This is a genomic window from Virgisporangium aliadipatigenens, from assembly GCF_016863615.1.
Classification (GTDB): Bacteria; Actinomycetota; Actinomycetes; order Mycobacteriales; family Micromonosporaceae; genus Virgisporangium; species Virgisporangium aliadipatigenens.
This window is the reverse complement of sequence record NZ_BOPF01000024.1, coordinates 41,746-50,864: the sequence shown is the minus strand read 5'-3', so window position 1 is coordinate 50,864 and position 9,119 is coordinate 41,746. Positions and strand designations below refer to the sequence as shown.

Sequence of the window (9,119 nt, the reverse complement as noted above, 5' to 3'; positions counted from 1 at the left end):
CGGTTGGCTCGCTCGACTACGGATGAATCGCCCGCCGGTTCAATGCGGCGGCGGGCCGGTTTGCACCGCTCTGCGCTGGACGGGACCGGCGCATCGGTATAGACCTATACGAACGGCCAACCGGGGAGGTCCCATGCGCGCGCTCCGACGTCTGCTCGCCGTCGCGGTCACCGGCACGATGCTGCTGGTGGGGCCCCCGGCCGTCGCCGCGCCACAGGCACCCGACCGGGCCGGCGGGACCGTTCTGGCCGGCGTGGATCTCGATCGGGCGACCGTGCTGGACCTGCAGAAGGCGATGAACGGCGGGCGTTTCACCAGCGCGGCGCTCACCGCGTTCTATCTGAAGCGGATCGAGCGGCTCAATCCCGTTCTCCATGCCGTCATCGAGACCAACCCGGACGCGGCGAGACTGGCCGCGGACAGCGACCGGCACCGGCGACGGGAGGGTGCGCGCAGCGCTCTGGAAGGGGTGCCCGTCCTGCTCAAGGACAACGTCGACACCGCCGACCGGCAGCACACGACGGCCGGCTCGTACGCGCTCGTCGCCTCGACGCCGGCCCGCGACGCCGAACTGGCCCGCCGCCTGCGCGCGGCCGGCGCGATCCTGCTCGGCAAGGCCAACCTGAGCGAGTGGGCGAACTTCCGCTCCACCAACTCCTCCAGCGGCTGGAGCGCCCGCGGCGGCCAGGGCAACAACCCGCACGTGCTCGACCGCAACCCGTGCGGCTCCAGCAGCGGCTCGGGGCAGGCCGCGGCGGCGAGCCTCGCCGCGGTGACGATCGGCACCGAGACCGACGGCTCGATCGTCTGCCCGTCGGGGGCCAACGGCGTCGTCGGCATCAAGCCCACGCTGGGGCTGGTGAGCCGTAGCGGCGTGGTGCCGATCTCGGCGCAGCAGGACACGGCCGGCCCGATCACCCGTTCGGTGACCGACGCGGCGGCGGTGCTCTCCGTCATCCAGGGGGTCGACGCGCGCGATCCGGCGACGCTGCCGGCCGGCCCCTACGCGGGGCGCGACTATCTGAAGTCGCTGAACCGGGACTCGTTGCGCGGCAAGCGGATCGGCGTGTGGCGCCGGACCGGCGGCGACCCGTCCGACGACGCGGCGGTCAACGCCGTGGTGGACGCCGGCATCCGGGCGCTGCGGGCGCGTGGTGCCACTGTCGTGGACGACGTGACGCTGCCCGGCCTGGACGTCGTGGACGCCAACGAGTATCCGGCGCTGCTGGTGGAGTTCAAGCACGACATCAACGCCTATCTGGCGGCGCGGCCGGGGCCGCACCCGGCGGATCTCGCGGGGCTGATCGAGTTCAACCGGCGCTACGCCGAACTGGAGATGCGCTGGTTCGGTCAGGAGATCTTCGAGGAGGCGCAGGCGACCGGCGGCGACCTGAACGACCCGGCCTACCGGGCGCAGCGCGCGGCGGCCACGAACGGCGCACGCGCGGCCATCGACGGCACGCTCGCGCGGCACCGGCTCGACGCGATCGTGGCCCCCACCAACGGCCCCGCCTGGAAGACGGATCTGGAGAACGGCGCGGAGTTCTCGTTCATCGGCTCGTCGGGGCCGGCGGCGGTCTCCGGCTACCCGAACGTCACCGTGCCGGCCGGCTTCGCCTACGGCGCACTGCCGCTGGGGCTGTCGTTCTTCGGCGGGCGCTGGAGCGAGCCCACGCTGATCGGGATCGCCTACTCGTTCGAACAGGCGACGCGGGCGCGGCGAGCACCGCGGTTCCTGTCCACAGTGGACACACCGGTCGGATGATCCGCGCCGTTCGCGGTTGGACCGGGTCGGATATCGTGCCGGGGCGTGACGCAGGTTGATCGCGGTGCCGGCGTTCCTGGTGGACCTGCTCGGCGGCGCGGTGGTGCTCACGGTGCGTCCCTTTTCGTATGGCAGTAACCGAGTATCTGGTGGCGGTAGACAAGGGTTAACCCGCTTCCTAAAGATCCATCATCTTCCATACGGTCTGCGCATGAGACGTTCCCGCGCGCTGGCCGCATCGCTATCCGCATCGCTGGTCGCCGGATCACTCGCGGCGATGACCGCGACAACCCCGGCAGCCGCCGCGCCCCCGACAACGGACGCGGCGGACTCCTTTGTCTCGGCCAACCCGTCCGCGCTCCACAAGAGCCCCTACGACTCCCTGATCCGCACCGGTGTCCACGACGGGACCGACGGCCTGCGCTACGTCTCCTACGAACGCACCCACCGGGGCCTGCCCGTCGTCGGCGGCGACGCGGTGGTGATGCTCGACGCCAAGGGCGGCGTCGTGACGGCCGTGACCGCGCAGTCGTCCACTGTGGACGTTCAGCCGACGCCGACGATCGGGGCCGAGGCGGCCAAAGCGGCGGTCGGCGGATCGGGCCGGCCGTCGTTGGCCGTTCTCGCCTGGGGCACCCCGACCCTGGTGTGGGACACCGTCGTCGCCGGCAGGACCGACGAGGGCGCCCCGAGCCTGCGGCACGTCTACGTCGACGCGCGCACCGGCGCGGTCGCCGGTGCCAAGGAGGGCGTGCGCGCCGGCACCGGCAGCGGCTACTACAACGGCGCGGTCACGTTCCCCACGACCGGTTCCGGCGGCAGCTTCTCGATGGCGGACCCCACCAAGCCGGGTGTGCGCTGCGGCGGCATGAACGGCCAGACGTACACCGGTCCCGACGACACGTGGGGCAACGGCACCGGTACCGACCTGGAGACCGCCTGCGTCGACGTGCTGTACGCCATGGAGCAGGAATGGGACATGCTCGGCGCCTGGCTGGACCGCGACGGCGTCGACGGGCAGGGCGGCTCGTTCCCGGCCCGGGTCGGCATGCCGGACGTGAACGCCTACTGGTGGGGCGACCACACCGAGTTCGGCCACTCGGCGGACAACCAGCGCCAGGTGACGCCGATCGACGTGGTGGCGCACGAGTACGGCCACGCCATCTTCGACAACACGCCCGGCGGCTCCGGCGGCACACTGGAGAACGGCGGCATCAACGAGGGCACCGGCGACCTCTTCGGCGCGATGACGGAGTTCTACGCCAACAACCCGAACGACCCGCCGGACTTCGAGGTCGGCGAGGAGGTCAACCTCGTGGGCGCCGGCCCGATCCGCTACATGTACAGGCCGTCGCTGCGGGGACACCCGGACTGCTGGACCAGCAACTGGCCGACGAACGACGTGCACGCCGTCGCGGGGCCGCTGAACCACTGGTTCTACCTGCTGTCGCAGGGCAGCGATCCGGTCGGCGGCCCGGCGAGCCCGATCTGCGCGGGCGGCCCGGCGTCGGTCACCGGCGTCGGCATCCAGACGGCCGCGAAGGTGTACTACAACGCCATGCTGCAGAAGACGTCCACGTGGGACTACGCCAAGGTGCGGGTGGCGACGTTGACGGCGACGAAGGCGCTGTTCCCCAACTCCTGCACCGTCTTCGACACGGTCAAGTCCTCGTGGAACGCCGTGAGCGTGCCGCCGCAGACCGGTGAGCCCACCTGTGTCGCCCCGCCGGCCAACGACTTCACGCTGGCGCTGACCCCGCGCACGGCCACCGTGCGGGCGGGTTCGACGGTGACGGCCACGGTGTCGACGGCGGTGTCGAACGGCTCCCCGCAGACGGTGACGTTCTCCACCGAGGGTCTGCCGGCCGGCACCTCGGCCACGATCGACCCGGCGTTCGTTAGCGCGGGCGGCTCGGCGACGGTCAGCATCGCCACCCAGACGAACGTCGCCTCCGGCACCTACACGATCACGGTGTACGGCACCGGTTCGACCGGGCTGGTGCGCAGCGGGTCGCTGGTGCTGACGATCACCGGCGGAACGGGTTGCCCCGGCCCGGGTCAGCACCTCGGCAACCCCGGCTTCGAGACGGGCAGCACCCCGTGGGTGACGTCCAACGGCGGCATCATCGGCGCGTACCCGGGCCAGACGGCGCACAGCGGCACCCGGTTCGCGTGGCTGCGCGGCTACGGCGCGGCGGGCACGGACACGCTCGCCCAGCCGGTGAGCCTGCCGACCGGCTGCGCCTCCTACACGCTGTCGTACTGGCTGCACATCGACACGGGCGAGCCGGCGTCCGCTCCGGCGCGGGACACCCTGAAGGTGGAGGTGGTGTCGGCGGACGGCACGGTGCTGGTCACGCTCGCGACCCACTCGAACGTCAACAGGGTCGCCGGTTACACCCAGCACACGCTCGACATGAAACCCTGGGCCGGCCAGAGCGTCACACTCCGCTTCACCGCGACGGAGAACGCCAACGCGCGGCAGACCAGCTTCGTGCTCGACGACACGGCCCTGACGGTCGGGTAGCCCCGCTCTCGCCGATCTTGCAGTTGTGGCTGCGACGAATGCCGCCCCGGTGGGTAACCCGGGCACCACAACTGCAAGATCGGCGGGGTGTCCCGCGAGCGGAACTGCCCGTTCGGGCAGGTACGACAGACGCCCGTGGATCTACTGTGCGCGACATGAGTCTGCCGCACCATCTGGCCCACCTGGCCCCGTTGATCGCCGAGGCCGACGGGCAGGCGATCGAGTACGAACGGGCCGGGGTCGCCCCCGCGGACGTTCCCGCGCTGGTGGCGTACTACGCGACGCTGGCGGACTGGCCGGCGCGGGTGGCCTGCGTGCAGCTCGTCATCGACCACCACGACCCGTCGATGGAGAACATGCTGCGCGACATCCTGCGTGCCCCGTACACGGAGACGTGGTTCGACGACTGGACCGAACAGATCCAGGCGGACGCGCTCGCCCACCTGTACGTGGAGCACGCCGACGGCCGCGGCCGCCTCTACGCCGACCGCGCGCACCTGCGCCGAACGGTCGACGAGACGCTCGAGCGATTAGGCCTGACCCGCGACGCCGCTCCCCCGCCCGCGAGCCAGCACGTGCCCACGCACGCCCGCCACGAGAACATCGAGGAGGCCGTGGAGGCCGGCGACCTCGACGCCGTGCGCCGTTTCCTGGACGACGGCGCCGATCCCCGGCAGATCACCGGCGCGGGCGACCCGCTGCTGGTGCTGGCCCTCATGCACCACCGTTCCGACGTGGCGCTGGCGTTGCTGGCGGCCGGCGCCGACCCGGACGCCCGCCGCACGCCCGGTTCGCAGAGCGCACTGTGGTGGGCCGCGGTCAACGGCGATGAGCGTGTGGCCGAGGAACTGCTGCGCCGCGGCGCCCCGGTCGACGACCCGGACACGCACGGCGGCACCCCGCTCGGCAAGGCCGCCTCGTCCGGCCGTCCCGCGCTGGTGCGCCTGCTGCTCGCACACGGCGCCGACCCGAACGCCACCGTCAGCGACGGCCGCGGCGTGCTGGAACTGTCGGTGCGCGGCGGCCTCGACGAGATCCTCGCCCTGCTCCTCGCGGCCGGCGCCGATCCGCTGCGCGGCACGCCGCTCGTCTCGGCCTGCGTCACCGGCAGCACCGCCATGGTGCACCGGCTGGTCACCGCCGGGGCGGACGTCGACGCGGCCGACGAGGGCGGCGTGACGCCGTTGATGCACGCGGCCTCGCGCGGCGTTCCCGAGATGGTCGAGGTCCTGCTGGACGCCGGCGCCGACCCGCACCGCCGCGACGGGCACGGCCGCAGCGCGTGGGACCTGGCCGGCGGCCGTCCGCGCGGCGATGCGATCCGGGAACTGATCACCCGCCGTATACGCTGAACCACGTGGCCAGGTACTTCGACGTTCACCCGGAAAATCCGCAACCGCGCGCGATCCGGCAGGTGACCGAGCTGCTGCGGGACAACGGCCTGATCGTCTACCCCACCGACTCCTGCTTCGCGCTCGGCTGCCTCATCGGCAACCGCGACGGCCTCGAGCGGATCCGGGACATCCGCAAGCTCGACGACAAGCACCACTTCACGCTGGTGTGCCGCGACTTCGCGCAGCTGGGCCAGTTCGTGAAGCTCAGCAACGCGGTCTTCCGGCTGGTCAAGGCGTCGACGCCGGGGCAGTACACGTTCATCCTGCCGGCGACGCGGGAGGTGCCGCGCCGGCTGCTGCACCCGCGTAAGCAGACCCTCGGGGTGCGCATCCCGGACCACCCGGTGACCCGGGCCCTGCTGGCCGAGCTCGGTGAGCCGCTGCTGTCGAGCACGCTGATCCTGCCGGGTCAGGAGGAGCCGATGACGCAGGGCTGGGAGATCAAGGAACTGCTCGACCACCAGGTCGACGCCGTCGTGGACTCCGGCGAGTGCGGCACCGAGCCGACGACCGTCATCGACCTCAGCGGCGACGAGATCGAGATCGTGCGCGTCGGCGCCGGCGACCCGACGCCGTTCGAGTAGCGCGAAGGACGGAACGCCCGACCACCTCCCTGGCCGGGCGTTCCGCGTCTCATTCCCCCGTGCGTCCCGCGGGTCAGCCGTTCATCAGCGAGATCATCTGAGCGACCTGCGCCTGGCGGGATTCCTTGATGCGTCGCGCGAGTTCCTTGGTCTCCGGGTTCTGGCCGCCGGTGCTGACGAGGTTCGTCAGCTCGGCCGCCGCGCCCTGGTGACCGCTCATCAGCGCGAGGAAGGTCCGGTCGAAGTCGGCGCCGGACGCCTTGCCGAGCGCCGCGATCTCCTCCGGGCCGGTGGCCGGCAGGCCGCCGTGGTCCGTGTGGGCCGACATGTCGTGGCTGACCGCGGTCCCCTCGTTCCAGCCCTTCAACCAGGCACTCATGATCTTGATTTCCTCGGACTGCGTCAGGTCGATCGCCGCCGCGAGCTGCTTGATCTCGGGACGGGTCGCCTTCTGCGCGGCCAGCTTCGTCATCTCCAGGCCCTGACCGTGGTGCGTGATCATCATCTGGAGGAACATCACGTCGGTGCCGTTGTGCACCGTCGCGGCGGCCGGAATGGCGATCCCGGTGCCCTCCTTGGCGTCCGTCCCGTTCGGCGCGGGCGTCTTCGGCGCGTCGCCGCACCCGGCCAGGAGGACCGCCGCGAGGGCGACCGTCAGGAGGCTACGCAGCTTCATCAGACCGGCAGCCACAGCGCGAGCGTGAAGATCGACGGTTCCCAGCTCGACAGCGACGTGTGGCCCTGCCGGCACTGGTACTTCTTGCCCTGGTAGGTCACCGTGTCGCCGGTCTTGTAGGCGACGTTCGGCGCCCACTCGCCGGCCGCGCCGCCACCGCCACCGGGCGGCGGGGGTGCCTGCGTGGTCGTGCCGCCACCGGTCGGGGGCTTCGGCGAGGTGTTGCCGCCGCCGCCCGTGGGCGGCTTCGAGGCGGACGGGCTCGGTGCCGGCGGCGGGTTGGTGTCGCCACCGCCGCTGCTGCCCCCGCCGATGTTCAGGTCGACGCAGCTGTAGAACGCCATGGGCGTGTCGCCGATGTTCCAGACCGCGAGGACGGTCTTCTTCCCCTTGAACTTGCTCAGGTCCACGTTGTGCGTGACCACGGCCTCCGGCTGGGCGTTGTTACCGCTGACGGTGGTGACCTTCTGGCCGTCGACGAAGTACTCCCAGTTGAGAGTCCGGTGCCGGGCCGTGAACGTCCACGTGAACGGCACCGTCGTCCCGACCGAACGGACCGCCCAGGGGCGGCTGTTGTCGTCCAGGACCTTCCACTGTTCCTTGCCGCCGCTGCACTTGGTGGACCCCTTCTCGGCCTCGACGCTCTGCGGCTCGAAGGTGATGGAGCCGCAGTCGGCAACGGACCGCTGCGCGCACTGAGCCTGGCGGCTCGGCGGCGCGGAAACGTAACCGTGGGCGGAGGCGGCAGAGGCGGTCGCGAACAACCCGGCGGCTGTGGCGGTGGCGATCGCCAGTGGATAAACAAGGACCTTACGCATGGACAGAACGTTAGGAACGTCCACCGTAAAGGGACCTTAACGTGATCCGAAACGTAGCTATCGATCGAGAAGCATGGCCACCTGCGCCCCGCCCATCGGTCCCCGGGTGATGGAGAGCCGACCGCCGGCCGCGATCGCGATGCGCTGCGCGATGTCCAGTCCCAGTCCGGTCGAACCGGCACCGCTGTGCCCGCGCTGGACGGCCTTCTCCGGATCGGGGATCCCGGGTCCCGCGTCGTCGACGACCAGCCCGACGTCGGAAACGGTGACCCGGAAGGCCGTTCCCTCGGGGGTGTGCGCGAAGACGTTGCCCAGCAAGGCGTCGATGGCGAGGATCAGTTCGCCGCGCGCGACGTTCACCGGGACGGGGTACTCGCCGCCGACGACCGTGTTGGGCCGCTGCTGGTCCTCGGCGAGCACCGACCAGAACGCCAACCGGTCGGCCAGCACCTCCACGAGATCCGTGGTCTGCGCGGTGCGTTTGGTGATGCTGACCCGGGCCCCGGTGATGATGGCCTCGAGTTCCTGGTCCAACAGGTCGAACGCCTGCCGCATCCGTTCGGCGACGGGACCCGGCGGGATCGCCTCGGCGTCCAGGCGCAGCGCGGTCAGCGGCGTGCGCAGGCGGTGGGACAGGTCGGCGGCCAGTTCGCGTTCGGAGTCGACGAGGCGGGTCATGTTGTCGGCCATGTCGTTGAACGACCGCGCGACCTCGCGTAACTCCTTCGGCCCGCGCGGGGCGGCCCGCACGCTCAGGTCCCCGTCGCCCAGTTGCCGCGTCACCTCGGCGAGGCTGCGGGTGGCGCGCACCACCTTCCAGCCGAGCCGGTCGGCGACGGCGGTCGAGCCGAGCACGAGCACGATCGCGAGCCCGGCGAGCGCGAACCAGGCGACCCACACGCCGCGGTACATGTCGTCGCTGTCGACGAACACCTCGATGACCGCCGTGCGGTTGCCGTCGAGCACGCTCGGCTGCAGGTAGGCGATCCCGTCGGCGTACTCGACGGTGGTCGGGCGGCGGCTGCGCGCGGCGGCGGCCACGGCCTCCAGGGCGGCGTGCGGGCTCCCGATGGCGGTGTTGCCCGGCAGGTGAACGGCCAGCCGGCCCTCGCCGCCGGCGGGTGTGCTCGCGACGGCGCGTTCGATCAGATCCGGATCGGTGCCCACGGCGAGCGCGGCGACGATGCCGGTGGCCTGCTGGCGGGCCTCGTCGACGGCCCGGTCGTGCGCGATCTGCCGGGTCAGCACGGCCAGCGGGACGAGGAACGCCAGCGCCACCATCGACGTGATGGCCAGCGCCAGGCGATTCAGGATCCACCTCATGCCGCCGCCTCGCTTCGCTCACCGGCGCCATG

At 71.5% G+C, this 9,119-nt stretch carries 7 protein-coding genes; 4 read left to right on the top strand and 3 right to left on the bottom strand.

Features of this window, described 5'->3' with window-relative positions; translation table 11 throughout:
* Positions 1-133: 133 nt before the first annotated feature.
* From Val02_RS29525 to Val02_RS29510, 4 genes are all read left to right on the top strand, one after another.
* Entirely contained in the window at positions 134-1,765 is a 1,632-nt protein-coding gene (locus tag Val02_RS29525) for an amidase (protein ID WP_203902522.1), read from the top strand.
* Between the two features lie 211 nt (positions 1,766-1,976).
* Positions 1,977-4,292 carry a M4 family metallopeptidase gene (locus Val02_RS29520; RefSeq protein WP_203902521.1) on the top strand — a complete coding sequence of 772 codons (2,316 nt, stop codon included), beginning with the start codon at positions 1,977-1,979 and terminating at the stop codon, positions 4,290-4,292.
* 155 nt (positions 4,293-4,447) lie between these two features.
* Positions 4,448-5,644: an ankyrin repeat domain-containing protein gene (locus tag Val02_RS29515; protein ID WP_203902520.1), complete on the top strand. Its 1,197-nt coding sequence runs from the start codon at positions 4,448-4,450 to the stop codon at positions 5,642-5,644.
* 5 nt (positions 5,645-5,649) lie between these two features.
* Complete coding sequence (locus Val02_RS29510) at positions 5,650-6,270, top strand: L-threonylcarbamoyladenylate synthase (protein ID WP_203902519.1); 621 nt, start codon at positions 5,650-5,652, stop codon at positions 6,268-6,270.
* A gap of 73 nt (positions 6,271-6,343) precedes the next feature.
* Here Val02_RS29510 and Val02_RS29505 read toward each other — a convergent pair whose 3' ends face one another.
* Genes Val02_RS29505 through Val02_RS29495 form a run of 3 tightly spaced genes read right to left on the bottom strand, consistent with a single transcriptional unit; the run spans position 6,344 to position 9,087 of the window.
* Positions 6,344-6,961 (bottom strand): DUF305 domain-containing protein, encoded by a 618-nt coding sequence (locus Val02_RS29505; protein ID WP_239153424.1) that lies wholly within the window; start codon positions 6,959-6,961, stop codon positions 6,344-6,346.
* Positions 6,946-7,770, bottom strand: a complete 825-nt coding sequence (locus tag Val02_RS29500) for a lytic polysaccharide monooxygenase (protein WP_203902606.1) — start codon at positions 7,768-7,770, stop codon at positions 6,946-6,948. Before Val02_RS29500 ends, Val02_RS29505 begins: the two co-directional genes overlap by 16 nt.
* Positions 7,771-7,821: 51 nt before the next feature.
* Complete coding sequence (locus tag Val02_RS29495; RefSeq protein ID WP_203902518.1) at positions 7,822-9,087, bottom strand: HAMP domain-containing sensor histidine kinase; 1,266 nt, start codon at positions 9,085-9,087, stop codon at positions 7,822-7,824.
* Positions 9,088-9,119 lie beyond the last annotated feature (32 nt).